This window comes from Collimonas sp. PA-H2 (assembly GCF_002564105.1).
Classification (GTDB): Bacteria; Pseudomonadota; Gammaproteobacteria; order Burkholderiales; family Burkholderiaceae_D; genus Collimonas.
Window position 1 is genome coordinate 2,329,153 of the sequence record NZ_PDBX01000001.1, and the last position, 26,442, is coordinate 2,355,594.

Here is a 26,442-nt window from a genome sequence, read left to right on the forward strand (position 1 = left end):
CTCAACGTCCGAGTCTTAATCGGATGGCGAGCTATGACACCGCCGCGAATGAATGATTGCTGGCAGCGGCAAGTGTGTTCTTCATAGAGCGGTGTTAATAACGCTTTCGATTCCCTCTGCTATTGGCAGCGCTTCCAACGCAAGGTAGTCAATTGTCTCAATGGACTTCCTCCATTCCAGAAGTTCAGAATCCGTCAGATATTTGCGAAGTGCGGCTCTGAATGCAAGCTTGTTGGCGTTTGGAATGAAGGGGATGAGTGCAATCGGTTGTTTGAATCGGCCTGTGTAATTACCTGTGAGGCGATAAGACAGCTCCCACTCGACATCCGGCTCCTTGCCCTCCAGGTTCGAAGGCTGCTCCGGCTTTTCGTCCAGAAGCAGTTGACTACCCATAATCCAAACCATAATCTGGGCGCGCCAATGGGGATCTGAAATTGCAAGAACGGATCGCACCCAGCCTTCGATTTCATCGGCCATCAGACATTTGAGGCAAAAAAAGAGCGAAGCAGACAAGTCGCCGCTCGCTGCCCACCACCCCCAACTGCAGCGTAAATCTGATGGGGGATGGACTAGCACTCGCCCAAGGGAAATTTGGCCGTCATTCCACTTTGATTCGTCCATGATGAATTGGCCGAGCGTGTGCAAGACGTCCTCGCGGAACCCGCGATATGGGGCTCGGACACGCCGGCCGGATGCTGAGTGATGAATGCGCTAACCAATAACTCGTGAATTTCCGCCATGTGCGCTTGCATTGCGATCGGCACAAGACGAGGCAAGAGGTAATTGAACCATGATTGCCATTCCGCCATGGGACCAAAGCTGGCAGTGCCGCTTGCAATCTCGGTCAAAGGAATCGCCAGCTGAGAGCAATCCATGACGTCAAGTTCCTGCTCCGCCAGATAGGTATACATCTCGCGTTGGTCCCTCATGAACCATGCTTCACCCATTGGCAATCGTGGTCGGCGTGCATGAGACGCCATGCGCGCAAGCGCCTGGTGATCTGGACCTGCGCCGGGTGTCCAGCGGAAATTTAACGCGACCATATAGATATATTTATTATCTTCAACCGCAAGTGGAATTCAGCGCTTGTTTCTGAACTCGCCCTCAAGTCCCTTGCAATTATCTTGCCGGCATTTGTACCAAGCTACATCACGAAAGGAACACTCACCATCTAAATTGTCTTTTGTAAATTCACAATCTATGAAATCGCATTCGACAAATTTGGACCCTGAGAATGCAGTGCCGCGAAATTTGCAACCCTTGAACTTGACCTGCACAAGGATCGCCATGTTAAAGATCCCCCAATACCAATCGCAATTTTCAAATGTGCAACCGACAAAAATCGAGTCAATGCTACCGCCCTCGCTATCTATGTGAGCGAAGTCGCAGTAGCGAAAGGCGCAATCTTCCCAACTGGCGGGTTTTGTTAAACGGGATTCAAATCTTTCGGCCTCAAACAACATATTGGCGTGACATTCAAGTGTAAAAGTGGATTGAGTGCTGCTTTGCAATGTTGACATCGTATCAGCAGATTGCGCCATTGCATGATCATCCCCAGCGTCTATTTTTGCGTGCCTCGCCGCGACAGTGCGCGGCTATCCAGCGTAACTATTTGCATGAAACGGTAATTAAGCATCCACAGCGTGCCGAGGCTGAGCGGCTTTGGAATTTTCCCTATGCCGCGATTGAAGAAGCGCTGGTGAATGCGGTATATCACCGCTCGTATGAAGAACGCGGGCCGATCGAGGTGCGTATTAGTCATGATGAATTGGTCGTGCTGAGTTTCCCTGGTCCTGACCGTTCCATTCGCCTGGCGGATTTACAGGCAGGACGTGCGGTTAGCCGCCGTTATCGTAACCGGCGCATTGGCGAGTTTCTGAAGGAATTGGATCTCACGGAAGGACGCGCCACCGGCATTCCTAAAATTCTGAAAGTCATGATGGTGAACGGCTCGCCGGCGCCAGTGTTTGAGAGCGATGAGGAACGCACCTCATTTGTGATCCGCCTGCCGATCCATGCCAGATCTCCAGTGGTTTCAGGGGAAGTGACCGGGGAAGTTGAGAAGCTACTACTGATACTCAACGGCGAGATGCGTCGTACAGAGCTGCAGTTGGCATTGGGCCTAAAACATGAAGATAACTTCCGCAAACTCTATCTGTTGCCGGCGCTTGATGCAAAGATGGTCGAAATGACACTGCCCGGTGTGCCGAGCAGTAGCAAGCAGCGTTATCGCTTGACAGCTTTGGGGCGGCAAAGGCGCAGCGAAATCCAAAGCCGACGATGAACGAGCTGATGGGAAATTAGCGCGGATTACAATTAGCTTCTTCACGGATTAACGGGATAGGCAGCTCTTGATGCAATGCACAGCCGGCCATCGAGGGTGACACCATTTGACGCTTCACTGTCACTCAGCAATCTCGTCATAGCCACGGCCAAGAAATTGAACGAAGCAAAAGCCGTTGCCGAAGGGATCCGCCATGAGTGCGAGCCGGCCCCACTTATGCGTGGCGATGGGCTCTTCAAGGCGCGCTCCGGCTGAGACGGCCTTGTTAACCGCGGATTCGATTTCTTCAACGACAAAATCGAGATGGACTGGCGTCCAATGGCGATCGTAGGCACGGCGCTGAGCAGTTGTGCTCGCTGCTTGCGTTCCTTCCGCTTTGACCAGGAGGTAGATCGGTGCGGAGCTCCCCAGCATTTCCACGCCGCTGGCGCCGAAGCGTCGGCCGACCTTCAATCCGAACGACGTTCCATAGAAGCGAATTGCCTTCTCAAGGTCGTCAACGTCGAGATTTACGAGAAGTTCCATGGCCTCTGCCCCCTGTCGCTCAACAGTTATGCAAATGAAACCCGCGTCCGTACATGAGCAACGATGCGGACGCTGCAGATTTTTCAATCTTGCAACATCGATGGAAATTTATAACTACCGGCCGCTTCGGCTGATAGCAGACATTGGCATGAATGCCCGCTTACGGTCCCTCGACGGGGTACCCATATTGATGCTTAGTGGTGCGAAACCAGTGTAGGAAATAGATGGCAATAGATGACACATGTTGCCACAAAAAACATCAACGCCACATCGAGTTTACCAGCGCGACAGACTGGCGCCGGCAGATGGCGGGCGCCACTGAATGGCTGCTTGCCGCAAAATTGATCCAGGCGGCGTAATATAAAGCTTCCAGCAGGACGAAGAGTGGCAGATATGAAATCGACACTTTGGAGCGTTATAGCGGTCGCCTTAATCGTTGCTGCGACAGCGGGTTCTTACGTTCAATATCAATGCGGGGCAATCCACAACGACGCCCCATCTGCACATTGGAGCAGGCCGGATTGACAGCGAACCGTAGGCCGGCGTTGTCGAGTTCCGCCAATTTACCGCGCCATCACTCGAATCGGCGGAAGCTCGAATCATCGGATGTAAGTCGGGCGTGGTTGAGGAAGATGGCGTCGGCGTCGCCCATGAGGCCGGGAGCGCATATGTTTGAAGCGAGGCGTTTCAAGAATCGCACAGAAGCCGGGGCGCGCCTGGCGCAGCAGCTCGGTGTCTATTCCGGACATCCGGACGCGATTGTACTGGCGCTGCCGCGCGGTGGCGTTCCTGTCGGTTTTGCGATCGCCAAGGCATTGGAAATCCCGCTTGATGTCCTGCTCGTACGCAAGCTCGGCGTCCCCGGAAACGAAGAGTGTGCGATGGGAGCCATTGCCAGTGGCGGCCTGTGCGTAATGCAGCCCGACATACTGACGCATTTTGATATATCGATGGAGGTAGTCGAAGCAACGGTGCAGCGCAAACTCAAGGAGTTGGCAGAGCGCGAACAGCTGTATCGGGCTAGCCGTCCCGCCCTGCAATTGGCAGGCCGGACCGCCATCATCGTTGACGATGGCCTGGCGACTGGCTCGACCATGCTCGCCGCCCTCAATGCCGCGCGCGAGGCCAAAGTGGCGCGCCTTATCGTTGCCGTTCCCGTCGCCGCATCGGAAGGAATCCGGCAGATCGAAGCGCAGGCCGATGAAGCCGTTTTTCTGATGAATCCCGAGCCCTTTTATGCGGTCGGCGTATGGTATGACGATTTCCGTCAAACCGCGGATGATGAGGTAATAGGGCTACTCGACAAAGCCGCAAAGTTGCAGGCACAACGCGAATTGCGTGACCGTGCCCGGCACATTTAGATCGCCGCACGCGTATGCCGGTGCAAGCCTGAAATTATAAACTGGTGCGCCAGGCGATCCCGCGCACGATCAGCGCCACCGGCGCCACGATCGCCTCAATCCTCCAAGTCTACCGTAGCCGCCAATTCCACCCCCTCCGGCGCCTCATACAGCGCAATCACCCAGGCCCGCGCCGGATCGCCGGCAACCTGGTTGAGCATCTTCACGACAAAATTGATAGACGCCTTGTCTAGCCCGGCAAACGCATCATCCAGCAAATTGACCGTGGCGCCGGCAGCGAATGCAGCCGCCAGCCACACCTTACGCTTGCTGCCGGTAGATAGCATGTAGAGCTTCTTGTCCAGGTGCGGCGTCAGCGACAGCCCTTCCGTCAGCGCCGGCAGCAGCGCATCGTCAAATCCAGGATACGCGGCATGCAAGGACGCAAAATATTCGCGCGCCGTCATCTGGTCGAACGCCTCCGAACGCGGATCCATCCAGAATACCTGGCGCCGATAGGCATCCGGCTGCTCATCCAGGCGCACGCCGCCGATTTCCAGGCGGCCGCCCTGCGCCGCCATATCGCCGGCCAGCAAACGCAGCAAACTACTCTTGCCCCGGCCGTCGCCGCCACGCACCAGCGTGACGCCGGCGGGGATGGCGGCTGACCAGTTGTTGAACAGTTCCTGGCCGGGATAGTGGAAAGTCAGGTTGGTGGCCTGTAGGACAGTTGTTTGGGTTTGTTTCATGGTGTGGGTTTGCGGATTGACGGAGCCGTTTGATGGAACATCATCATGCCAGAGCTTTAGCAGTCATCTACGCAATGTTGTTCCGCACCGAATAGATATCGGGTACTGGCGTGATCAGCTTTTGGGCAGGTCACATGTTGATGTCACGTCGTACCCAAGAGAAAAGTACAGATGCGCCTTCAAACCGCCATCCTTGGACGAAAAGAGATGCACGCCCTCTTGGCTAAAGCATGTTTTGATCAACTCACGTTGATCGTTGATTTCTAAACCTGACAAAGTTGGTGTGACAGCAGCCGAGCCGACCACCGCAATGCCCATAAAAGGCATTGCATAGCGGTAATGCCGTTCAGTTAAGACTGAACGGCATTTTTATTTGCGGAATTCGTAGGGTGGGCACTCCGTGCCCACGCGGACGGGCCGGGGGGCGTAGCCGGGGCACGAATGTCAGGGATACGAATATCCATGATACTGCGTGGGCACGGAGTGCCCACCCTACGCCATGTCGTTCTGCCCTAACTGAACAGCATTACAATGCATAGCGGGCTTTTAACTTATAGGCATGGGCGTCAGCCTCGTGCAACGCATCAATAACGTCAGTTTGCGGCAATGGCTTTCCATCCGATGACGTCGTTTCACAGCACGCAAGATCGCCATTTTCTTTCGGATACTGTATCTGGACTTCTTCGCCGCTCTTGAGCGTGTCAGTTGTGTACAGGTACGTTTCTCCGTCCGCACCTCTCCGCACCAAGCCCTCTCCGTAACCACTTGCAAACGACGAGGCGGAAAGGACTGCCAAAACAAGCGGCAGGATTTTAATGCCCATCACTGCAGAAATCTGCTAGCCGACTGACGCGTGTGCATTACCGATCAGTTTGCAACCGCACTCTGTCAGGCAATCCTGCACAGCGACAGGAATTCCGCCAACCGTGAAGGTAGGATGCGCAGTGACGATTTTATTGATGCCGTGCGGCCGGCCATCGGGATAATGCTGCGGGCAGTTAACCTCATCGCCAAGACGCGCAATTGGCTTGCCGCCGATGTCGTGTGTAGGTGAGCCACTGATGACTTTACCGCCGTGGTCGGTGTCATCGCCAACAGTAATAATGGTTAAGGGCATGTCAATTCCATCATTCAAAAACATAACGTGGATAAAAATAACCGCCGCCTTCGCGCAATGTCCAGGTTTGGGTCGTGATCATTTTGTTGCGTAATTCCGGGGCGTTGGCGTCGGTTTGGATTGGATACAGCGCAGCCAACTGGGCCTGTTCTTCAGGCGTAAAGGAGCTTTGCCTGTCCAGATCCTCCATGTCGCTGACAGTCTGTCCGCGTACAAGCGCCGTGCTCTTGGCCTTTTGCAGATCCTGCTTGTTCTGAATGATTTTCTGCAAATCGGGCCTGTCCTGATATTTTTTCCAGACTTCCTGATTGTATGGGCTGTCTTTGGACGGTCCACCTTCATTGGCCATCTTGAGCACACCTTCCGCCTTTTCTTCTGCGCTTAGGTATCCCGCCATCCAGAAACCTGCAAGAGAGTCATGGACATGCAATTCCAGCAAAGGAAAGGGTTGGCCCTGCGGTTCTGCAGGAAAACCGTCCTTGACGATACCCAAGGCAAAGGCTTCCCATGCGTTCAGCGAGCGCTTTTGATCATACTGGGTCAGCTGCCAGAAATTGCCTAGGCTCGCCTTGTCTTGGCGTAGCTGTAACGGCCCCTCGGTAACTTCGCCAAAGGCATCTTTGCCTGGAAATTTTTCAAATTTGCGCTTTGACAGCAATTCAACGTCACCGCACAGCAGTTTGTCATAAGTAACCAGGTCTTCGGCATCTTGTGTATTTTGGTCCTGATGGCAGTTTTGGACACCCGGCGATTTTTCCATGTTGCCCAGCCATTTATGACGGAAACCGTAGTACAACCGCATATGCTGATGCATTTGTTCCTGGTGACTACCTCCCGTTGGTGCGGCAGCCATGTAGCCGTTCCAGGCGTCGGCTAGCTTGCTGCTGATATTGAAATCGGCCTGCAGATCGCCGCTCATGCTGTCGTATTGGACTAGTGGCACGCCGGCCAGCAGCGCCGTTTTGAACATGTGCAGCAGCGGTACCTGCGACAACAGATTCTCAGGCGCCATCGCGCGCCCCTGGTCGCGGCAACCGTAGCCGCCGCCCACGTCGCTGTGGACGCCAGGGTAAAGCACCTCGGTCACGTTGCTGCCGGACATCCGCGTCAGTGGAAAATTCATCCGCTGCTCATGAGCCGCAACAAAATGCACGCCTTTCTGCACGCAGGCCGGCAGCGGTTTTTTGACTTCCTTGGCCCAGGCGTAATGGCCGTCGGCCCAGAACGAAGGCAGCGGCAAAGTGATGGCGGCCGAGTGAGAAAGCCCAACGGTGGCTACCGAGTCGAACACGCCAAGAAACGAAATCGACGCCGGGATGCCAGCGATGGCGCCGTCCTTGAGCATATCTTGGAACCAGTAGCAAAACGCCCGTGCCTGCACTGCGCCACGGGAAAAACCGAAGACTGATACCTTCAGGCTGGGCAGATGAGGAAGCGGCAATAGCTTGCGCTTGTCGGCAATTTTCTTATCCAGTTGCTCTGTCAGCTCGGCAAACCAGCTAGGGCGGGTGTAGCGTTGTTCGTCGCCTGATTTCGGAGTTTCTACATCGGTGACGTATTTCTTGATGTAATAGGTGAGCTCATCTTCGTTGAACATGAAGCGACCGTCGTTAAATGCCCGATGTATGCTGTTGTAGACTTGCAACAAGGCAAATAGGATGCGTGCCTGGCCACCTTTTGCCATTGCCTTGCCATCTTGAGATTCGCGATATTCGCGCCCTTCTGGGAAGCGTGTTCCAACACCGGGTACATAATAACTGTAACAATCGTCTGCTTGAGCGGTCCCATCCCCCTGTATATCTTTATGTGATTCGTATAGACGTACAATATTGCTGTGATATTGCTGTTGACGATCATTAAGATGATCCAATTTGTCACGCTGGCGATTATTATTCGTGCCGTCAAAGAAAATACCAACCTTTATGTTCTTATCGCAGGGCGCTAATTTTCGGCAGTAAGTCGCCGCGGCCAATTCTATGAGTTGCTCGTGAGTGAGCACGGTTTCCTCTGCAGTAGTTGAGGCAATATGCAAAGGTGCGGCTTGAATAGACGCGCTCATAATTATTGTTCCTCCGGTGGAGGAATCTTGGTGCCGGGAGGAATTTGATGTTTGGGGCTTTCTGACGAATATTCAGCGCTAGACACGACGCGTACTTGATTGTTATTGAAAATATGGATGAACACCATCCCTGCTTTGTCGTATCGCATGATATTGGTGGTCGTTTCCCGCCACGGTTGTCCGTCTAATTTCCAGCTAACCTTAACTTTCATGCCCGGACGCCATTGCTTTGGCAATGGATAACCGGCGGCATTCGTGCCACCGCAGCGCCCGCCACCATATTCACGCGTGCTTACAAGATCCTGTATTGAATATCCGGTCACTAGTGCGTCGCCGTGTCCCACGCAACTGATCGACACATAAGTAACGGGGACGTAGTTATCCAGTATTTTCTTAATGCGAACGGCCTGATCAGCATCCGCTTGCTTTTGATCAGTTGTAGAAGGAGTTGCGCATGCGGTCAGGGTCAGGACAAAGAGCAATGGAACGAATTGTTTAAGTTTCATGAATATGTATGCTTTCGTCGAAAAGTGAATGAGGCTTCTTTCGCGGCAGTTGAAGTGATAATTGTATAAGTTCCATATTAATTAACTAGCGGCACTCATAATCGTTGCTCCTCCGGCGGAGGAATTTTTGACTTAAATGGAATCGGATGTGCGGGGCCGCTCGGGTAGACATTCGACGAAACAACGCGTACCTGATCGTTATTGAAAATGTGAATGAAGAGCACCTCAGCTGATTCATAACGCATGATGTTGGTAGTGGTTTCCCGCCATGGCTGTCCGTCCAGCTTCCAGCTGACCTTGACCTTCATACCGGGACGCCATTGTTTAGGCAGCGGGTAACCTGCGGCGTTAGTGCCACCGCAGCGGCCGCCGCCATATTCTCGGGTGGTTGCCAAATCCTGTATGGAATAACCTGTGACTGGCGTGTCAGCGTGTCCCACGCAACTGATGGGGATATAGTCTACTGGCACGTAGTTGTCGTCGATATTCTTGTATAAAGCTGCCATTCTGTCAGCCTTGGCCTGTTGTTCCGGTGGCAGGGGGGTAGCGCAGGCAGTCAGTGCCAACAAAGCAAGTAAAGGGGCGAATTGTTTAAGTTTTATATTAAGCATGTCTGCATTAGCCAAATCGCTGCGCTATCAATAGCGCAGCCACTTTTTCCAAACGCATCTGATCATCATGAATCTGCTGTCGATCAAGCTGCTCCAATAACTTACTGGTTTGTTGATACAGGACCGATGGCCGATGGTCGGTGAACGGCTTGGGCATGGCTCCGTATAAATTGCTGAGCAGACCGTCGGCTTCGCCCTCTTGATGCAACCGGATCAGTTGTGCGTCGCTGATCGTCTGATCATGCCAGTCATTAGGCTGTACGACGACAGGTGAGGCTGAGGTGCCTCCCAGCAGCTGCAAGCTGCCATCCCGCCCGATCAGCCACCATGCGGCCATGCCTGCAAGCCAGGCTTGTTTTTGCTCCGGATGCAGGCAATTCAAAATAGCCGATGTCATGCAGGTATCGGCGAAGCGCAGCACATAACGCATGTTGCTGTCGTCACGGACTTGCAGGAAGGCTGAAAAATGCTGCTTTAACTGAGACAGGCCGAGAGCACTGGCAATGAACGACAGCATGGGCTTGCCATTACATAGGGCGAGCCAATCGGCTATGGCCAGCTGACGCTCCGCTTCGTCTTGCGGCATGGGCACCAGGATAGGCGAGAGTTCTTCAAAATCTCGCAAAGGCGTATCGACATAGATCGATACGGTTTGCCGATACGCGGCTTTGTCCAATAGAGAAGCTACTTCCTTGGGCGCAAATGCACTGTCAATCAAGGCATAGAAACGCATGTCAGGATTTGTTTCCAGGCTTTGTGTCATGGCCTGTGCCAGTACATCGGCAAGATCCAGAGCGTGGCGGTCGTAGGCGCAATACATGATGCTCATCCCTTATTCAAAGCAATTGGGCTGCGGCTTTTCATTGCGCTAAGCAGGCATTCTTTGCAGACGACCTGCGGTATCGGTGGAAGCACCACAGGCAGATTTTTTGGTCCCGGCAAGCTGTGCACGGCAGCATGGGCTACATATGAGCCATTCGTTCCATGTTCGATACCGGCGGCATTGAATTTGGCATAGCTGCCACCGCCGTTGATCACCACCTCTTCTTTTGCGGCGATAGTGATTCGGTTGGCGGTATGGGTGATATTCAGTTTGGCCAAAATGTTGATGCTATCCGACAGCGCCTGCATATCGATGTCGCCGGTCCCTGCAGTCAACTTCATTCCAGCTTTTTGCACAAACAGCCTGAAGGTCTGACGAATGCTCGCAAACAGACTGTCACCGCTGGCGATGGACAGGCTCTTGCCGGTCGTGATGGCCGTGTGCTGGTCACTGGCGATATGGGTGTTGCCGCTGGTGGTGGTCTCAATACCTGCGGGACTAGCGAGTACGAGATGAGGTTGCGACAGTTCCGGGAAACTGCCCTCCTCGCTTGCTCCGCTTCCTTTGATCGCATCGTTCTGCGCCTTCAAGGTTTGTGCGACATCGGCTTGCTGCCCCTGCTTGTCTTGCGCCCCAGCCTGTTGCGCAGCATCCGCCAGCGACTCATGCTGGTCGCGCGCAGCAGTCAGCCTGCTGACTGTCTCGCCCATGTCCTTGATGTGCGAAGCAGCGTTGTTTCTGGCCTCGGTAGTGATCAACATCCCCTTGGCCGCTCGCGCCACGCCATGACCGTCTGTCCTCAGTTCCCAGCCGTCGCCCCGCGCATCCTTGCGCCCCGCATTGTCTTCAATCCGGCTAATGCTGCCCAGACTCAGCTGACTGTGCTGGTGATCGCTTTTCAGCTGCGCCTGGATCTTGCCGTTGGTGTCGTCCAGCACCAGGTGGTTGCTTCTCCCTCCTGGCTGGTTACCGCCGTTAGGCGTCAGTTCGCGGCTTCTGAAGCCCATCAGCGACTGCTGGGTCGCCAGCTTCCAGGGCGGCATGTTGCGCTGGTTGTAGACGCTGCCGGTGACGATGGGGCGGTCGGGATTGCCATCTAGCCATTGGACCAGGCATTCCGAACCGACGCGCGGGATGGATTTGGCGCCCAGTTCGCCGCCGGCCCATGAGCTAGCCGCGCGCACCCAGGCGGAGCTGCGTTCATCGTTGTTGCCGATGCGGTCCCAGTGGAACTGGACACGGATGCGGCCGTATTCGTCGGTATGGACGCTGCCCTGGCCGGAAGGACCGACTACCGTGACGGTTTGCGGCGACAGGATCTTGGTGTTGGCGCTATTGAAATTGCGGCCCGGACGCCAGGGGATGGTCTTACGCAGGCAAGTCAATTCGTTGCGATACTCGGCCTTTTGATCTGCCTGCTGCAGATAGTTATTGCTGGCGATGTGGTGCACCGAAATGATCAGGAATTCATTCTTGCCGGCTTCTTCATGACTGGCAAACGGGCTGGAAGAGAAATGGCCGGTCAGGCGGTACCAGCGTCCTGGCAGCACATAGCGGTTATTGCCCGTCGCTTCAAAGTGTTTACCGACCGCTTCGATCTCTTCCATGCGCAGGCGCGACAGTTTATCGGCATCCTGGGCGCCCTTGACGCCGTAAGCGCCGGCATATTCATAGGATTCGACATCGAGCACATTGCCCTGCTTGTTCAGGGTCGGCACGCCGGCATTGATCGGCACCGGGCTCTTGAAGTTGAAACCGGACAGCGAGACGGAACCGGGGACGATCTGCCGCACCGGGGAGAATTCGCCGATGCCATCTTCTTCGAAGGCGCCGCCATGGCGCTGGAAGCGGATTTCCTCTCCGCCATCGATCGCTGCGGCCTGGGTCGAGTCGTCGGTGATGACCAGCTTGTGGCCCTTGTCCGTGTGCTCGTAGTAGTACAGCAGACCGGCGGCTTCCAGGCGGCGATGGACGTAGTTGTGGTCGCTTTCGTTGAACTGGATGGCGTCCGTCATGACAGGATCAGTACCGCTGACACGATAGTCCCAGTCGGGCAATGTGCCGTAATCGGCGCAGATGCTGTCGATCTGTTCGCGCAGGGTCTTGCCGTGGAAAATATAGTTATCCTTGCGCAAGCGCAGGTACTGGGTCCACGGCCCTAATTTGGCCTGGTAAAAAGTGATATTCCCATCGGTACGAGAAAGGCGGAATTCGAAGCAGTAGCCGGAGAAGTAACGCAGGCTGCCATCCCCTCTAACTAATTCTACGCAGAACAGCTTGCCTTGCAGATCCTTCAGCGCCAGTTCAGCGTCGTCCGACAGCAATTCAACGGTGTACTCAAAATCGCGCGATAGGGCTTCGACAGCGTCGAGCTTGTTCACCAGCAGCTGGGCGTGCGGACCGTCGTCGTGGGGGAAGGACAGCCGAAGAATACGGTTGTTCTGCCGGCCTTGGATCAAGGCGGACAGGGATTGAAGCAAGCTACTCATGCGGGGGCCCCCGGGAATTGAACTGCTAACAACAAAATATTATTTTAACAATATTTTGTGTTGATGTACTAGTTGATAAAATCTTATTCAATGATAACCGCTGATGGCTTTAATTGCCAAAAGGAAATGTCGATAACAGGTGAATTTTGCAAGAATTAACACTGTTGTGGGAGTTTTGAGACGCGGCGGACGGTTGCGGGTTGCCCGTGCAATCATTCAAACTTAACTGAATCGTGAGAGCTGGTAGGGTCGGCAACTGTGCCCACGCGGAACGTCGGTCACTGGAGGAGTGAATTCAGCGTGGGCAGAAAATCTGCTCATCCTACGATCCTAGGCGTCCCCAGCTACGGGTCCCGGTCTAGGCGACCCCGCCTCGTCGGCCACGTCTAGGCAACCCCGTCATTCCCGCGAACGCGGGAATCCATTTTCATTCGGTTATTAAATAAGGTGGATCCCCGCGTTCGCGGGGATGACCGGGGCGCGTAGCTGGGGTCGCCTAGACGCGGTCGGCCAGACGGATCTGCGGTGTGAACTGCCCGGGCAATCATTCAAAAACTAACTGAACGATGTGAGGCCCGGTTCCAGCATTATTTCCCGCTCAGCGCCTCAGCCGCAAACACCCCTGAAAACATTGCCGTCGCCAGCCCGCATCCGGGATAAATGGTCTGTCCGGTCTGGTACAAGCCTTCTATCGGCGTCTTGTGGGGAAACTGCTGGTCCGGCCGTGCCGCCGCCGGACGGCGCCAGTTCGGCCATGGGCAGGGTCGGCACGGTGTAGTTGAACCATTGGATGCCGGCCGCGAGGCCGGACACGCCACCGCCTATGATGGCGACATGTTTTGGATTCATCATGTGCTTTTTTTAGATGGATTGAATCTGCCTTTTCGACGGCCATGGTAGCGCAGATTTTCATGCCCGGCTTTTGCCTGCCGCGGCCGGTCGCCAGCGTCGGCCAGTGCTTCTCCCGCAGCGGCGCCACGGCCGGATCCTTGGCCGGATTTGTCTATGAATCCTCTAGAGATTAGTTTTTACAAGCACACATTTGTTGCATATGATGGGGCGGCAAGGGATATGGGCCGGGCAAATACAGTCATCGTCGCGGTGACTGGCCGAGACAGCGGCTTTCTCGCCGACGTATATAAAAATAAACATCAAAGGCAGACTATGAACACCATCGTGAACCAAGCCGGCGCCGAGCTGGAGCTCGACCAGATCAAGAGCGAAATCCTGCGCGTGTTTGACCGCCAGCGCGCTACCGCGCTGCGCCTGCGGCAATCCGGCAAGGCCGAACGCATCGCCAAGATCCGCAAGCTGAAGGCGGCAGTGCTGGCCAATCGCGAGGCGATCATCGCTGCCGGCTTTGCCGATTTCGGCAAGCCTGCCGCCGAGGTCGAGCTGACCGAAATCCTGCCGGTGATCGCCGAAGCCAATGACGCCATCCGCAAGCTGGGCAGCTGGATGAAGCCGAAGAAGGTGTGGCCGTCGCGGCTGTCGGTCGGCACCCAGGGCTATATGCAATACGAACCCAAGGGCCGGGTGCTGATCGTGGCGCCCTGGAACTATCCGGTCAACCTCAGCCTGGGGCCGCTGGTGTCGGCGCTGGCGGCCGGTAATACGGTGATCATCAAGCCTTCGGAAATGACGCCGCATGCTTCCGACGTGATCGGCAAGATCCTGCGCGAAGTGTTCGTGGAAGACGAGGTGGCGCTGTTCGAGGGTCCGGCGCCGGTGGCGCAGGCGCTGCTGGAGCTGCCCTTCGACCATATCTTCTTCACCGGTTCGCCGGCGGTCGGCAAGATCGTCATGGCGGCCGCCGCCAAACACCTGACCAGCGTCACGCTGGAACTGGGCGGCAAATCGCCGACCATCGTCGACGAGAGCGCCGACCTGGCGATGGCTGCCCAGAATATCCTCTGGGCCAAGTTCACCAACAATGGCCAGACCTGCATCGCACCCGATCACGTGTATGTGCATGCCAGCGTCAAGGACGCCTTCCTGCAGCATTGCATCGCCGCCCTGGAACAGGCTTATGGCAAGGATGCGCAGCAGGCCGAGAGTCCGTTCCTGGCGCGCATCGTCAACGAGCGTCACGCCGAGCGCGTCAAGGCACTGCTGGACGATGCCAAGGCGCGCGGCGCGCGGGTGGTGACCGGCGGCCAGGTCGACGCCGGCCAGCGCTATATCGCGCCGACCCTGATCGATGGTATTCCGGACGACGCCAAGATCATGAGCGAGGAAATCTTCGGGCCGCTGCTGCCTATCATCAGCTTCACCGAGCTGAATACGGTGATCGCGCGCATCAATGCCGATCCCAAGCCGCTGGCGCTGTACATGTGGAGCCGCAAGCAGGCAAACATCGACAGGGTGATGCAGCAGACTACTTCCGGCGGCGCTTGCATCAACCATTGCGTGGTGCAGTTCCTGCACGGGAACCTGCCCTTCGGCGGCGTCAACAATTCCGGCATCGGCAGCGGCCACGGCCACCACGGTTTCCTGGCGTTTTCTCACGAGCGCGCGGTGGTGCGCGGCCGCATCATGCTGGCCAAGATGTTTTACCCGCCCTACACCGCCACCACGCGCAAGCTGATTTCGCTGTTCATCAAGACCGTCTGATCCGCAACCAGGGCTGCTGCCTGCCTAGCGGCCCAGGGCTTCCACCGCCGGCTGGTCGGCTAGGTTGTCGATGAACCAGTTCGGATAGACCGGCGCCAGCGGCGTGGCGGCGTCCAGTTCGGCGACTTCTTCGGCGCTTAGCTTGATGCTGGCGGCGCCGAGGTTATCTTCCAGCTGCGGCAGTTTCGAAGCGCCGATGAGGACGCTGCTGACTGCATCCTTGGCCAGCAGCCAGGCCAGCGCGACCTGCGCCACGCTAGCGTTGTGGCGGTGGGCGATGCCGCGCATGTGCTCCACCACTGCAAAGCCATGTTCCTTGTCGAACGGCAGCAGGTCGAAGCCGGAAAAGCGGTTGTCCGGATTGGACAGGGTTTGCCGGGTGTATTTGCCGCTCAGGAAACCGGAAGACAGCGGACTCCACACCGTCATGCCGAGGCCGTAGCGGCGCATCATCGGCGCCACGTCGCGCTCGACATCGCGCCCCAGCAGCGAATAGTGCATCTGGCCGTGGGTGAACGGCGCCAGGCCGTTGGCTTTCTGGATTTCCAGCGCCGCCGCCACCTTCCAGGCTGACCAGTTGGAGAAACCGATATAGCGCGCCTTGCCGGAACGCACCACCGCATCCAGCGCCCACAGCGTTTCTTCCAGCGGCGTGTGCGGATCTTCGCGGTGAGCGATATAGATATCCACCCAGTCGGTATTCAGGCGCTTGAGGCTCTGGTCGATAGACCACAGGATATGCCGCCGCGACAGCCCCGACTGCATCAGCGCCGGCCCGGTGCGGAAGCCGACCTTGGTGGCGATCAGGACGTCGTTGCGGCGCGATTTCAGCGCCTGCCCGAGCAAGGTCTCCGATTCGCCGCCAGCATAGCCGTCCGCGGTGTCGAACAGGTTGACGCCGGCGCTCAGGGCATGACCGACCAGCTCATCGGCCAGCTGCGCGCCGACCTTGTAGATGGCGCCTATGTCTTTGTTGCCGGAAGTGAAAGTCATGGCGCCGAACGCCAGGCGGGAAATCAACAGGCCGGTCTGGCCGAGCATGGTGTATTGCATGGTGGGTCTCCTGACAGACGAATGAAGTGGGATGTGACAGACAGCAGGACGATCAGGTAATGATACTTTAAGGCAACTGTCTGGCGATTGTACGATATTCCTAATATGACCGCCGGAGTCAGGATGCAAGCCAATAAAGCCTTGAAATCCAGGAGCGCCAAAGGTTGCCTGCAATCGCCCGTCAAGGATATTCCGGGTTGAAAAACGTGTTTTTGTTTCTTCAGCTTAGACAAAATAACAATAGGCAGATAGCATAAGCAATCTTTCGGAGAGGAAATAATGATCGTTGGAATTGACCTTGGCACCACGAACAGTCTGATTGCCGTATGGGAAGGAGTGGCTCCGCGTCTGATTCCCAATGGCCTGGGCGAGGTATTGACCCCGTCTTGCGTCAGCCTCGACAAAGACGATACGGTCATCGTCGGCCGCGCCGCAAGAGACCGTCTGCAAACGCATCCGGAGCGCACTGCGGCGGTGTTCAAGCGCCATATGGGCAGCGACAGGATGATTCGCCTTGGCAAGCGCGATTTTCGGGCTGAGGAATTGTCGGCGCTGATCTTGCGTTCGCTAAAAGAGGATGCGGAAGCCGCGCTCGGCCATCCCGTGACGGAAGCCATCATTACGGTGCCTGCCTATTTCTCTGACGCGCAGCGGAAGGCGACCCGCGCCGCCGGCCAGCTCGCCGGATTGCGGGTGGAACGTTTGCTGAACGAGCCAACCGCTGCTGCCCTGACGTATGGCATCCATTTGCGCGATCAGGAAAGCAAGTTCCTGGTATTCGATCTCGGCGGCGGCACCTTTGACGTGTCGGTACTCGATTTGTTCGAAGGTGTGATGGAAGTGCGGGCATCGGCCGGCGACAATTTCCTGGGAGGCGAAGATTTCCTCGATTGCCTGATAGAGCAGTTTTTTGAGCAGAACAAACTGCCGGCGCGTTTGAAAAAGGACGCGAAATTCATGCAGCGCCTGACGGCTCAGTGCGAGATTGCGAAACGCCGGCTAAGCGATTCGCCGCAGGCGTCAATCCGCTTATCGCATGACAAGGCCGAATACGCCATGGATCTTGATGAACCGGCGCTGGAACGATACTGCGCGCCGTTGCTGGCGCGTCTGCGGGATCCTGTGGAGCAGGCGCTGCGAGATGCCAACCTGGCGGCGGCGGAACTTGACAGCATCGTCCTGGCCGGCGGCGCAACCCGCATGCCGGTCGTGCGGCGCATGGTGGCGCGCATGTTTGGCCGGACTCCGGCGAGCGACATCAATCCTGATGAAGTGGTAGCGCTGGGCGCTGCGGTGCAGGCTGGATTGAAGATGAAAGATGCCGCGCTGGACGAAATCATGATGACGGATGTTTCTCCCTATTCGTTAGGCATCGAAGTATCGAAGCAGCTCGCCGACGGCAGTTATTCGCGCGGCCACTTCGATTCCATCATCGAACGAAACAGCGCCATTCCCGTGAGCCGCGTGAAGTGTTATTTTCCGCTGGGCGAGCAGCAATCCTATATTGACCTGGCAATATTCCAGGGCGAGGCGCGCATGGCGAACGACAATATTTCTCTTGGCGTCCTCAGAATTCCTTTGCCCGGCGGACCACAACATCAACGTGGCGTCGATGTGCGCTTTACTTATGACATAAACGGTTTGCTGCAAGTGGAGGCAACCATCCTGAAAACGCAAGAGACACACGCGTTACTGATTGAAGGCAATGCAGGCGTGTTGTCTGACACCGATATCGCAGCCCGCTTCGAGCAGCTTTCCGACCTCAAAATTCACCCGCGCGACCGGCTCGAATACCGGACATTGCTGGCTCGCGGCGAACGTCTCTACCAGGAGCTGCGCGGCAGGGAAAGGGAGTGGCTAGGGCAGCAGGTTCTCCTGTTCGAGCGCCTGCTGGACTCGCAGGACATGCGCCTTATCCAAAAGAACCGAAGCGCTTTTGAAGAAATGCTGAACGAGGTCGAGCGTCAAGATTTCTTGAACCCCGCGACAGAATCCATCCAATAAAAACCCCGGACCATGCACAACATACCCCACTATCTTGGGCGGCTGGAGCTTGATGCCAGTGCCGACGAACGCGCGATCAAACGCGCTTACGCACGCAAGCTGAAGCAGATCGATCCGGAGCAGGATCCTGCTGCGTTCCAGGCTCTGCGAGAAGTCTATGAAGCAGCGTTGGCGTGGGCGCAACGCAATTCGGCTGCATCAAAGCAGGTTCAAATTACGCCGGAGGCGGTGGCGCCGAAAACTGATTTCAGCTTGCCGCGCGTGCCGCTGCAGCCAGCGGGAAAGCCGGAGACCCGTGAAGCGGAATCCAGCGTACAGGCGGCCCATGCCGATTCTGCATCCAAACCTGCCGTGACGGTTGCCGACCCGCGGCAAATCGTGGAAGCTGTCTTTCGGGAGTTTCTGCAATCCTGCGCCGCGCTGGTGAGGCAGGACCGTTTGGCGGACGATCTGCCCTGGCAGGGCATATTGCGCCGTTCACTCGACGATCCAAGGCTGGATAACCTGAGCACCCGGGAGATATTCGAGTATCGGGTCGCCAGCCAGCTGGTCGGAGGCTGGCAGCCGGGGCATGAAGCTCTGCTGGTCGCGGCCGGCAAAGTATTCCACTGGTCGGAGGATCGCCGGAGACTGGCCAGGTTTGCCTATGCTGGCGAACTTCTGAACCTGGCTATCGAAGAACGCAATGTATTCAACCGCCAGTCAGGGGCGGCGTTTGAAGCGCAGAAGAAAATCATTACCCGGCTGCGCAATCCTAAACCGCCCAGCAATCATGAGCTGATCAAGCGCATGGCCACGATTGAAATGTTGGCAAATAAATTCCCGCGCTGGATACCGTTGGTGACCAGTGCGGAGAATATCTTGACCTGGCGCCGGCTAGATAAAGAAGTGCCTGGCTGGCAGCGGAAGATCCGCTTCAGTTCCGGGTCTCCGAAGCCGTCGGGAGCAATGAATTCCACTAGCGGTGTATGGAAATTTGGCGCGCTCATGCTGGTGGTGGCGGTACTCAGAGGCATCGCCGGCAACGGCACGCCCACTCCGCCGCCGTCGTTGACGGAGCCAGTCCATTCCGCAGCCAGCGCCAGTCAAAATGCACCTGGGATGTATCCTCATGCATCGGGTTCGCCGCAAATGCTTGCACGAAATATAAGGTCGAACATCCATTACGATGTGCCTCTGGTTGTGGAGGGCAATCCCGCTGTCGAATATAAAATCGAGCTCTATCCCGACGGCACCATATTGGCTTTGCACAAGCTGAAACCGTCGGGTTTGCCGGGATTTGACGAGGCCGTGATGGCGGGCCTTAGAAAAACCCAGCCGTTTCCCGGCGATATACCCAGGCAGTTCGTGCTTACATCGAGGGCAAAGGATCAATGATGATTGTGCCGCCGTGCACTGATCAGAAGGCTGGTCTGGCCGAGCTTGGTGTGTCGCAGGTGGGGCTCCTGGCAGACGAATGGAGTGGGATGCGGCAGACGCCAAGAAGAACAGGCTAAAGTATCGACAGGGGGATTTTTGGGTCCTACGACATTCTGGTCGGTGGCATTGCCGGGCGCTCAGATGCCGGTGCCAGCCGCATCTCGATGGCGGCAAACTGTAATGCGACCTTGCCTGTCCCAAGAAAAAAAAGCGTGCCGGCGGCTGTAAAGCCATCGACACGCTCTTCTGCTGCAAGGCCCGGCTGTCTGCCGAGCGCCCTACATTTCGACGCTTACCACGAGAAGTTGCCGCCCGCGCCGTAGGTGACCTGGCTGCCGCTGACGCCGACCCCAATCTTGAAGGTCAGGTTGTCATTGGCGCGCCCCTGCACCGCCGCCGCGATCGCGGCTTGGTTGGCGTAGTTGGCGACGCCCAACCCGACCGAATAGTGCTTGCTGTCCGGCATCTGCGGAATCATCGTGATCGCGGTGGCTGCGGCAATTCCCTGGTTGGCTTTCTGGCTGACCTGGTTGATCGAATTGTTCAGGTTGCCGATCGAGTTGTTCAGCTGCGAGACGTTGACCGCATCGGTTGGATTGATGCCCGGCGCCACATTCGTGATCCGGCGCTCGCTGCCGGCGGAACCGACCGACAGCGTATTGGCCTGGTTGGCCACCGAATTGGCGCCCACCGCCACGGAATTATCCGCAGTGGCCTGGGCATTGGTGCCGATCGCCGTCGAGTTGTTCGCCGTCGCCTGCGCGGTGGCGCCCACGGCTACCGCCTGGTTGCCGCTAGCACGCGAGCTCTGGCCGATGGCCACGGTAGGATCGCCGGTGGCCTGGGCATCGTTGCCGATGGCGACCGAGCCGGCTTGCGAAGCCAGGGCGCGGAAGCCGACCGCCGTGGTGTTGGCGTCGGTCGCTTGCGCATTCGAACCCAGCGCGGTGGCGCCGTCCTTGGTCGCCTGGGCGCATAAGCCGTTGGCAGTGGCATCGACGCCGTTGGCGGTGGTGCAGGTGGCCGCGTTCACGTTCTTGATGACCGTGCCGCTGGCGCCGCGGGTTTGCACTGTGCCGTCGCTATTGGCGCCGCCTATGGTGGTCAGGCCCACCGTGGCGCCGTTGGCTGCCGCGGCATTGGTCGCATCCACCAGCGGCTTCAATGTGGTCGACAGCGAATTGGCGCCGTTGACGATATTGTTGATGCCGGTCGACAGCGAGGTGATCTGGCTCAGGCCGGTGGACAGGGACGATATCCCGGTCGACAGCGAGGTGATGCTCGAAGTGTTGGTGGAAATCCCGGTCGACAGCGAAGTTACATTGCTGTTGGTGCTGCTCAGGCCGGTCGAGGTTGATGTCGACAGCGAGTTCACGCTGCTGTTGGTGGTGCTTAGCCCGGTCGAAGTCGAGGTCGACAGCGAATTCACGCTGCTGTTGGCGGTGCTTAGCCCGGTCGAAGTCGAGGTCGACAGCGAATTCACACTGCTGTTGGTGGTGCTTAGCCCGGTCGAAGTCGAGGTCGACAGCGAATTCACACTGCTGTTGGTGGTGCTCAGACCGGTTGAAGCCGAGGTCGACAGCGAACTTACGCTGCTGTTGGTAGTGCTCAGACCGGTCGAGGTCGAGGTCGACAGCGAATGCACGCTGCTGTTGGTGCTGCTCAAACCGGTCGAAGTCGAGGTAGACAGCGAATTCACGCTGCTATTGACCGTGCTCAGGCCGCTTGAGGTCGAGGTCGACAGGGAGGCGATGCCGCTGGTGGTCGAACTCAGGCCGCTCGACAAGGAAGCGACGTTGCTGTTGGTGGTGCTGAGACCGGTGGACAGCGAACCGATATTGCTGGTGTTGGTGCTGATGCCCGTCGAGGTGGAAGTCGAGAGAGACGACACACTGCTGTTGGTGGTGCTCAGGCCGGTCGAGGTCGAGGTCGACAAGGAGCTCACGTTGCTGTTGGTCGTGCTTAAGCCGGTCGAGGTTGAGGTCGACAGGGAGTTCACGGTGCTATTGGTTGTACTCAACCCGGTGGACGTCGACGTCGACAAGGAATCGACATTGCTGTTGGTAGTGCTGAGACCGGTGGACAGCGAACTGATATTGCTGGTGTTGGTGCTGATGCCGGTCGAAGTCGACGTCGACAGCGAATTTACATTGCTGTTGGTGGTGCTCAGACCGGTCGAGGTTGAGGTCGACAGTGACGATACGCTGCTGTTTGTTGTGCTCAGACCGGTCGAGGTTGAGGTCGACAGTGACGATACGCTGCTGTTTGTTGTGCTCAGACCGGTCGAGGTCGACGTCGAGAGTGACGACACACTGCTGTTCGTCGTGCTCAAACCGGTCGAGGTTGACGTCGACAGCGACGATACGCTGCTGTTGGTCGTACTCAAGCCGGTTGAGGTTGACGTCGACAGCGAAGATACATTGCTATTGGTCGTACTCAAGCCGGTTGAGGTTGAAGTCGACAGCGAAGATACATTGCTGTTGGTCGTGCTCAAACCGGTTGACGTGGAAGTCGACAAGGAATCCACATTGCTGTTGGTGGTGCTGAGACCGGTGGAGAGCGAGCCGATATTGCTGGCGTTGGTGCTGATGCCTGTCGAGGTCGAAGTCGACAACGAGCTCAAGCCGCTTGAAGTCGTAGTCGACAGTGACGTCAATTGACCGTAGTTGACAGCATCCGTCACGGCCGTGCCGGCAGCCAGATTGGTAATTTTTTGCCCGCTGTTGTCGATGCCGTTGGTAATAGTTGAACCGGTAACGACCAGGCCGCCGGTAGTAATGCCGGTCGAGAGCGAGCTGATGGTCGAGCTCAGGCCGGTAGACAGCGAACTCACGCCGCTTTGCGCCGTACTGATGCCGGTAGAGGTCGACGTCGACAGCGAAGCGACACTGCTGTTGGTGGTGCTCAGGCCTGTGGACAGCGTGCTGATGTTGCTGGCGTTGGTGCTAATACCTGTAGAGGTCGAAGTCGACAAAGAACTCACGCTGCTATTGGTCGTACTGAGTCCGCTGGACAGCGAAGTAACGTTGCTGTTCGCCGTACTCAAACCGGTCGAGGTTGATGTCGATAGCGAAGACACACTGCTGTTTGTGGTACTGAGACCGCTGGACAGCGAAGTGACATTACTGTTTGTTGTGCTCAGACCAGTCGAAGTCGAGGTCGACAGGGACGACACATTGCTGTTGGTGGTGCTCAGGCCTGTGGACAGCGTGCTGATGTTGCTGGTGTTGGTGCTGATGCCCGTCGAGGTCGAAGTAGACAAAGAACTCACACTGCTATTGGTCGTACTCAGACCGGTAGACAGCGAACCGATGTTGCTAGTGTTGGTGCTGATGCCTGTGGAAGTCGAAGTCGACAGCGAAGACACACTGCTGTTGGTCGTACTCAGACCAGTAGACAGCGAACCGATGTTGCTGGTGTTGGTGCTGATGCCCGTCGAGGTCGAAGTAGACAAAGAACTCACACTGCTATTGGTCGTACTCAGACCGGTAGACAGCGAACCGATGTTGCTGGTGTTGGTGCTGATGCCCGTCGAGGTCGAAGTAGACAAAGAACTCACACTGCTATTGGTCGTACTCAGACCGGTAGACAGCGAACTGATGTTGCTGGTGTTGGTGCTGATGCCTGTGGAAGTCGAAGTCGATAAGGAACTCACACTGCTGTTGGTCGTACTTAGGCCTGTGGACAGCGAACCGATGTTGCTGGTGTTAGTGCTGATGCCTGTAGAAGTCGAAGTCGACAAAGAACTCACGCTGCTATTGGTCGTACTCAGACCGGTAGACAGCGAACCGATGTTGCTGGTGTTAGTGCTGATGCCTGTGGAAGTCGAAGTCGACAAAGAACTCACACTACTATTCGTTGTGCTCAAGCCGGTCGAGGCGGACGTCGACAACGAGGACACACTGCTGTTGGTCGTACTGAGTCCGCTGGACAGCGAAGTGACGTTACTGTTGGCTGTGCTCAGACCCGTCGAAGTCGATGTCGACAATGACGATACATTACTGTTGGTCGTGCTGAGGCCGCTGGACAACGAAGTGACGTTGCTGTTCGTCGTACTCAGACCTGTCGACGTCGAGGTCGACAGTGACGACACATTGCTGTTCGTCGTGCTCAGACCGGTCGAAGTCGAGGTCGAAAGCGAAGAAACGTTGCTATTAGTTGTGCTCAGGCCAGTTGAAGTAGATGTCGACAACGAGGACACATTACTGTTAGTCGTGCTGAGCCCGCTGGACAACGAAGTGACGTTGCTGTTCGTCGTGCTCAGACCTGTCGACGTCGAGGTCGACAGTGAGGACACGTTGCTGTTAGTGGTGCTGAGACCGCTGGACAGCGAAGTAACGTTACTGTTTGTTGTGCTCAGGCCGGTCGAAGTCGAGGTCGACAAGGACGACACGCTGCTGTTGGTCGTGCTGAGACCGCTGGATAACGAAGTAACGTTGCTGTTCGTCGTACTCAGACCTGTCGAGGTTGATGTCGACAGTGACGACACATTGCTGTTGGTTGTACTCAGACCCGTCGAGGTCGACGTCGACAACGAGGACACATTGCTGTTGGTTGTACTGAGCCCGCTGGACAACGAAGTAACGTTGCTGTTGGTCGTACTCAGACCCGTCGAAGTCGAAGTCGACAGCGACGATACGCTGCTGTTGGTTGTACTCAAACCGGTCGAGGTCGATGTCGATAGTGACGACACGCTGCTGTTAGTCGTACTCAGGCCAGTCGAAGTCGATGTCGACAATGATGTCACATTGCTGTTTGTGGTGCTAAGACCGCTGGACAATGACGTGACGTTACTGTTTGTTGTGCTCAGGCCGGTGGACAGCGAACCGATGTTGCTGGTGTTGGTGCTGATGCCTGTGGAAGTCGAGGTCGACAGCGAAGACACACTGCTGTTCGTTGTGCTCAAACCGGTCGAGGTTGACGTTGATAGTGACGAAACATTGCTGTTAGTTGTGCTCAGGCCAGTCGATGCGGAAGTCGACAACGAAGACACATTGCTGTTAGTCGTGCTGAGACCGCTGGATAACGAAGTAACGTTGCTGTTGGTTGTACTCAAACCGGTCGAGGTCGATGTCGATAGTGACGACACACTGCTGTTAGCCGTACTCAGGCCAGTCGAAGTCGATGTCGACAGTGATGACACATTGCTGTTTGTGGTGCTAAGACCGCTTGACAATGACGTGACGTTACTGTTTGTTGTGCTCAGGCCGGTGGACAGCGAACCGATGTTGCTGGTGTTGGTGCTAATGCCTGTGGAAGTCGAGGTCGACAGCGAAGACACACTGCTGTTCGTTGTGCTCAAACCGGTCGAGGTTGACGTTGACAGTGACGATACGCTGCTGTTTGTCGTGCTGAGGCCGCTGGACAGCGAAGTAACGTTGCTGTTGGTTGTACTCAAACCCGTGGAGGTCGAAGTCGATAGTGACGACACGCTACTGTTAGTCGTACTCAGGCCAGTCGAAGTCGACGTCGACAGTGAAGATACATTGCTGTTAGTCGTGCTGAGACCGCTGGACAGCGAAGTGACGTTGCTGTTGGTCGTGCTCAGACCTGTTGAGGTTGAGGTCGATAATGATGAAACGCTGCTGTTAGTTGTGCTCAGGCCAGTCGATGTTGAGGTCGACAGTGAAGATACATTACTGTTAGTCGTGCTCAGACCGCTAGACAGTGAAGTGACGTTGCTGTTGGTCGTGCTGAGACCACTGGACAGCGAAGTGACGTTACTGTTTGTTGTGCTCAGACCTGTCGAGGTTGACGTCGACAGTGACGATACATTGCTGTTAGTAGTGCTGACACCGCTAGACAGTGAAGTAACGTTGCTGTTGGTCGTACTCAAACCAGTCGATAAAGAATTGATGCTGCTGGTGTGGCTGGACAAACCGGTTGAAGTCGAAGTGGACAAGGACGATACGCTGCTATTAGTCGTGCTCAGGCCGGTTGAAGCGGATGTCGACAGCGATGACACATTGCTGTTGGTCGTGCTGAGACCGCTGGATAGCGAAGTGACGTTGCTGGTGGCCGTGCTCAGACCGGTCGATGTAGAAGTCGACAACGACGTCACATTGCTGTTGGTCGTGCTGAGACCGCTGGACAGCGAAGTGACATTACTGGTGACCGTGCTCAAACCGGTCGATGTAGAAGTCGACAACGACGTCACGTTGCTGTTGGTTGTGCTGAGGCCGCTAGAAAGCGAAGTGACGTTGCTGGTGACAGTGCTCAAACCTGTCGAAGTGGAAGTCGATAATGAGTTCAGCTGGCTGACATTGACGCCGTCCGTGTTGGCAGTGCCTGCCAGTACATTGGTCAGCTTCTGAGTATTCAGGCTCAGGCCATTGATGACAGACCCTGTGCCATTGACGTTGATCTGCCCGCCAACCGACACGCTTGTAGGGTCGGTAGCAGTGGCGGACGCACCCGGAGTGTAGAACAGCACGCGGTTGGTTTGCGTCGCCGCATTGCCGATACCGCAGTTCGCATTGGTAACCTGGACTGTTCCCCCATCCGCAACCTGGCTGCAGGCGGTATCGTTATTATCATTGACGTAGATGCCGCCGCCGGCGTAGGCAGCGCCCGGCAGCAACAGCCCGCCCGCTGCAAGCAGCGATGCCGCCGCCACTGCCGCTTTTGCGCTGCTGCGCTTGCCGCGTGCCTTGGTGTTTTCAGAGACGGCGATCCAGGTGCCGAGGGCCTCGTTGTAGACGGTGCGATAAATTTTATTCATGGTTGGCTCTAATAAAAATTGAGTAGGGCTTGAGGCATCAAATCAAACGGATCGCGCTGAAAACAACAAACACACGGCACTAAACGGGGCAGCGCGGCAAAACTTCTCCTGCGTGAAAACGGTAAGACG

General features: G+C 56.4%; 21 protein-coding genes. 5 read left to right on the forward strand and 16 right to left on the reverse strand.

What is annotated here, in order from left to right; translation table 11 throughout:
* Window positions 1-81 precede the first annotated feature (81 nt).
* The 3 genes from BCF11_RS10625 to BCF11_RS10635 all read right to left on the reverse strand — a co-directional run bounded on the left by BCF11_RS10625 (window position 82) and on the right by BCF11_RS10635 (window position 1,541).
* Window positions 82-513 (reverse strand): hypothetical protein, encoded by a 432-nt coding sequence (locus BCF11_RS10625; protein WP_143751300.1) that lies wholly within the window; start codon window positions 511-513, stop codon window positions 82-84.
* A gap of 56 nt (window positions 514-569) precedes the next feature.
* Window positions 570-911, reverse strand: coding sequence for a hypothetical protein (locus BCF11_RS10630; RefSeq protein WP_143751301.1), 342 nt, complete (start codon window positions 909-911; stop codon window positions 570-572).
* A 168-nt stretch (window positions 912-1,079) separates the two neighbouring features.
* A complete protein-coding gene (locus BCF11_RS10635; RefSeq protein ID WP_098494717.1) occupies window positions 1,080-1,541 on the reverse strand; it encodes a pentapeptide repeat-containing protein in 462 nt (153 codons plus the stop codon).
* On the opposite strand from BCF11_RS10635, the gene BCF11_RS10640 reads away from it, so the two are divergent.
* Window positions 1,541-2,284, forward strand: a complete 744-nt coding sequence (locus BCF11_RS10640) for a Fic family protein (protein ID WP_199110820.1) — start codon at window positions 1,541-1,543, stop codon at window positions 2,282-2,284. The two genes, BCF11_RS10635 and BCF11_RS10640, sit on opposite strands and share 1 nt — an antisense overlap.
* Before the next feature lie 120 nt (window positions 2,285-2,404).
* On the opposite strand, the gene BCF11_RS10645 is transcribed toward BCF11_RS10640, so the two are convergent.
* Window positions 2,405-2,809 carry a VOC family protein gene (locus tag BCF11_RS10645; RefSeq protein WP_098494719.1) on the reverse strand — a complete coding sequence of 135 codons (405 nt, stop codon included), beginning with the start codon at window positions 2,807-2,809 and terminating at the stop codon, window positions 2,405-2,407.
* A gap of 668 nt (window positions 2,810-3,477) precedes the next feature.
* Between BCF11_RS10645 and BCF11_RS10650 the strand changes: the two genes are divergently transcribed.
* The gene (locus BCF11_RS10650) at window positions 3,478-4,170 is read left to right on the forward strand and encodes a phosphoribosyltransferase (RefSeq protein WP_098494720.1); all 693 of its coding nucleotides are present in this window, start codon (window positions 3,478-3,480) and stop codon (window positions 4,168-4,170) included.
* Window positions 4,171-4,265: 95 nt separating this feature from the next.
* On the opposite strand, the gene BCF11_RS10655 is transcribed toward BCF11_RS10650, so the two are convergent.
* The 10 genes from BCF11_RS10655 to BCF11_RS10695 form a co-directional block, all read right to left on the reverse strand.
* Entirely contained in the window at window positions 4,266-4,898 is a 633-nt protein-coding gene (locus BCF11_RS10655) for an ATP-binding cassette domain-containing protein (RefSeq protein ID WP_098494721.1), read from the reverse strand.
* 114 nt (window positions 4,899-5,012) lie between these two features.
* A complete protein-coding gene (locus BCF11_RS27540) occupies window positions 5,013-5,216 on the reverse strand; it encodes a hypothetical protein (protein WP_143751302.1) in 204 nt (67 codons plus the stop codon).
* A gap of 208 nt (window positions 5,217-5,424) precedes the next feature.
* Entirely contained in the window at window positions 5,425-5,721 is a 297-nt protein-coding gene (locus BCF11_RS10660) for a hypothetical protein (RefSeq protein ID WP_098494722.1), read from the reverse strand.
* 15 nt (window positions 5,722-5,736) lie between these two features.
* Window positions 5,737-6,015, reverse strand: coding sequence for a PAAR domain-containing protein (locus BCF11_RS10665; RefSeq protein WP_098494723.1), 279 nt, complete (start codon window positions 6,013-6,015; stop codon window positions 5,737-5,739).
* Between the two features lie 10 nt (window positions 6,016-6,025).
* Entirely contained in the window at window positions 6,026-8,074 is a 2,049-nt protein-coding gene (locus BCF11_RS10670; RefSeq protein WP_098494724.1) for a DUF2235 domain-containing protein, read from the reverse strand.
* Between the two features lie 2 nt (window positions 8,075-8,076).
* Complete coding sequence (locus BCF11_RS10675; protein ID WP_098494725.1) at window positions 8,077-8,580, reverse strand: DUF3304 domain-containing protein; 504 nt, start codon at window positions 8,578-8,580, stop codon at window positions 8,077-8,079.
* Between the two features lie 95 nt (window positions 8,581-8,675).
* Window positions 8,676-9,191, reverse strand: coding sequence for a DUF3304 domain-containing protein (locus BCF11_RS10680; RefSeq protein WP_143751304.1), 516 nt, complete (start codon window positions 9,189-9,191; stop codon window positions 8,676-8,678).
* 7 nt (window positions 9,192-9,198) lie between these two features.
* The gene (locus tag BCF11_RS10685) at window positions 9,199-10,020 is read right to left on the reverse strand and encodes a DUF4123 domain-containing protein (protein ID WP_098494727.1); all 822 of its coding nucleotides are present in this window, start codon (window positions 10,018-10,020) and stop codon (window positions 9,199-9,201) included.
* Entirely contained in the window at window positions 10,017-12,503 is a 2,487-nt protein-coding gene (locus BCF11_RS10690) for a type VI secretion system Vgr family protein (protein WP_098494728.1), read from the reverse strand. Before BCF11_RS10690 ends, BCF11_RS10685 begins: the two co-directional genes overlap by 4 nt.
* A 606-nt stretch (window positions 12,504-13,109) precedes the next feature.
* Window positions 13,110-13,355, reverse strand: a complete 246-nt coding sequence (locus tag BCF11_RS10695; protein WP_098494729.1) for a hypothetical protein — start codon at window positions 13,353-13,355, stop codon at window positions 13,110-13,112.
* A gap of 312 nt (window positions 13,356-13,667) precedes the next feature.
* Here BCF11_RS10695 and BCF11_RS10700 point away from each other — a divergent pair, with 312 nt between their 5' ends.
* Complete coding sequence (locus tag BCF11_RS10700) at window positions 13,668-15,116, forward strand: aldehyde dehydrogenase family protein (RefSeq protein ID WP_098494730.1); 1,449 nt, start codon at window positions 13,668-13,670, stop codon at window positions 15,114-15,116.
* 24 nt (window positions 15,117-15,140) lie between these two features.
* On the opposite strand, the gene BCF11_RS10705 is transcribed toward BCF11_RS10700, so the two are convergent.
* On the reverse strand, window positions 15,141-16,169 hold the full coding sequence (locus BCF11_RS10705; RefSeq protein WP_098494731.1) for an aldo/keto reductase: 1,029 nt from the start codon (window positions 16,167-16,169) through the stop codon (window positions 15,141-15,143).
* Window positions 16,170-16,448: 279 nt separating this feature from the next.
* On the opposite strand from BCF11_RS10705, the gene BCF11_RS10710 reads away from it, so the two are divergent.
* Both BCF11_RS10710 and BCF11_RS10715 read left to right on the forward strand, forming a co-directional pair.
* Window positions 16,449-18,173 (forward strand): Hsp70 family protein, encoded by a 1,725-nt coding sequence (locus BCF11_RS10710; RefSeq protein WP_098494732.1) that lies wholly within the window; start codon window positions 16,449-16,451, stop codon window positions 18,171-18,173.
* Between the two features lie 12 nt (window positions 18,174-18,185).
* The gene (locus BCF11_RS10715) at window positions 18,186-19,550 is read left to right on the forward strand and encodes a TonB C-terminal domain-containing protein (RefSeq protein ID WP_098494733.1); all 1,365 of its coding nucleotides are present in this window, start codon (window positions 18,186-18,188) and stop codon (window positions 19,548-19,550) included.
* 334 nt (window positions 19,551-19,884) lie between these two features.
* On the opposite strand, the gene BCF11_RS10720 is transcribed toward BCF11_RS10715, so the two are convergent.
* A complete protein-coding gene (locus tag BCF11_RS10720) occupies window positions 19,885-26,313 on the reverse strand; it encodes an ESPR-type extended signal peptide-containing protein (protein WP_098497431.1) in 6,429 nt (2,142 codons plus the stop codon).
* Between the last annotated feature and the right edge of the window lie 129 nt (window positions 26,314-26,442).

Coding starts and splice junctions, on each gene's coding strand:
- BCF11_RS10635 (WP_098494717.1), bottom strand. CDS start 1,541: ATGGCGCAATCTGCTGATACGATGTCAACATTGCAAAGCAGCACTCAA.
- BCF11_RS10685 (WP_098494727.1), bottom strand. CDS start 10,020: ATGAGCATCATGTATTGCGCCTACGACCGCCACGCTCTGGATCTTGCC.
- BCF11_RS10630 (WP_143751301.1), bottom strand. CDS start 911: ATGTATACCTATCTGGCGGAGCAGGAACTTGACGTCATGGATTGCTCT.
- BCF11_RS10650 (WP_098494720.1), top strand. CDS start 3,478: ATGTTTGAAGCGAGGCGTTTCAAGAATCGCACAGAAGCCGGGGCGCGC.
- BCF11_RS10645 (WP_098494719.1), bottom strand. CDS start 2,809: ATGGAACTTCTCGTAAATCTCGACGTTGACGACCTTGAGAAGGCAATT.
- BCF11_RS10655 (WP_098494721.1), bottom strand. CDS start 4,898: ATGAAACAAACCCAAACAACTGTCCTACAGGCCACCAACCTGACTTTC.
- BCF11_RS10705 (WP_098494731.1), bottom strand. CDS start 16,169: ATGCAATACACCATGCTCGGCCAGACCGGCCTGTTGATTTCCCGCCTG.
- BCF11_RS10695 (WP_098494729.1), bottom strand. CDS start 13,355: ATGATGAATCCAAAACATGTCGCCATCATAGGCGGTGGCGTGTCCGGC.
- BCF11_RS10670 (WP_098494724.1), bottom strand. CDS start 8,074: ATGAGCGCGTCTATTCAAGCCGCACCTTTGCATATTGCCTCAACTACT.
- BCF11_RS10675 (WP_098494725.1), bottom strand. CDS start 8,580: ATGAAACTTAAACAATTCGTTCCATTGCTCTTTGTCCTGACCCTGACC.
- BCF11_RS10715 (WP_098494733.1), top strand. CDS start 18,186: ATGCACAACATACCCCACTATCTTGGGCGGCTGGAGCTTGATGCCAGT.
- BCF11_RS10665 (WP_098494723.1), bottom strand. CDS start 6,015: ATGCCCTTAACCATTATTACTGTTGGCGATGACACCGACCACGGCGGT.
- BCF11_RS10660 (WP_098494722.1), bottom strand. CDS start 5,721: ATGGGCATTAAAATCCTGCCGCTTGTTTTGGCAGTCCTTTCCGCCTCG.
- BCF11_RS27540 (WP_143751302.1), bottom strand. CDS start 5,216: ATGGGCATTGCGGTGGTCGGCTCGGCTGCTGTCACACCAACTTTGTCA.
- BCF11_RS10710 (WP_098494732.1), top strand. CDS start 16,449: ATGATCGTTGGAATTGACCTTGGCACCACGAACAGTCTGATTGCCGTA.
- BCF11_RS10700 (WP_098494730.1), top strand. CDS start 13,668: ATGAACACCATCGTGAACCAAGCCGGCGCCGAGCTGGAGCTCGACCAG.
- BCF11_RS10680 (WP_143751304.1), bottom strand. CDS start 9,191: ATGCTTAATATAAAACTTAAACAATTCGCCCCTTTACTTGCTTTGTTG.
- BCF11_RS10690 (WP_098494728.1), bottom strand. CDS start 12,503: ATGAGTAGCTTGCTTCAATCCCTGTCCGCCTTGATCCAAGGCCGGCAG.
- BCF11_RS10720 (WP_098497431.1), bottom strand. CDS start 26,313: ATGAATAAAATTTATCGCACCGTCTACAACGAGGCCCTCGGCACCTGG.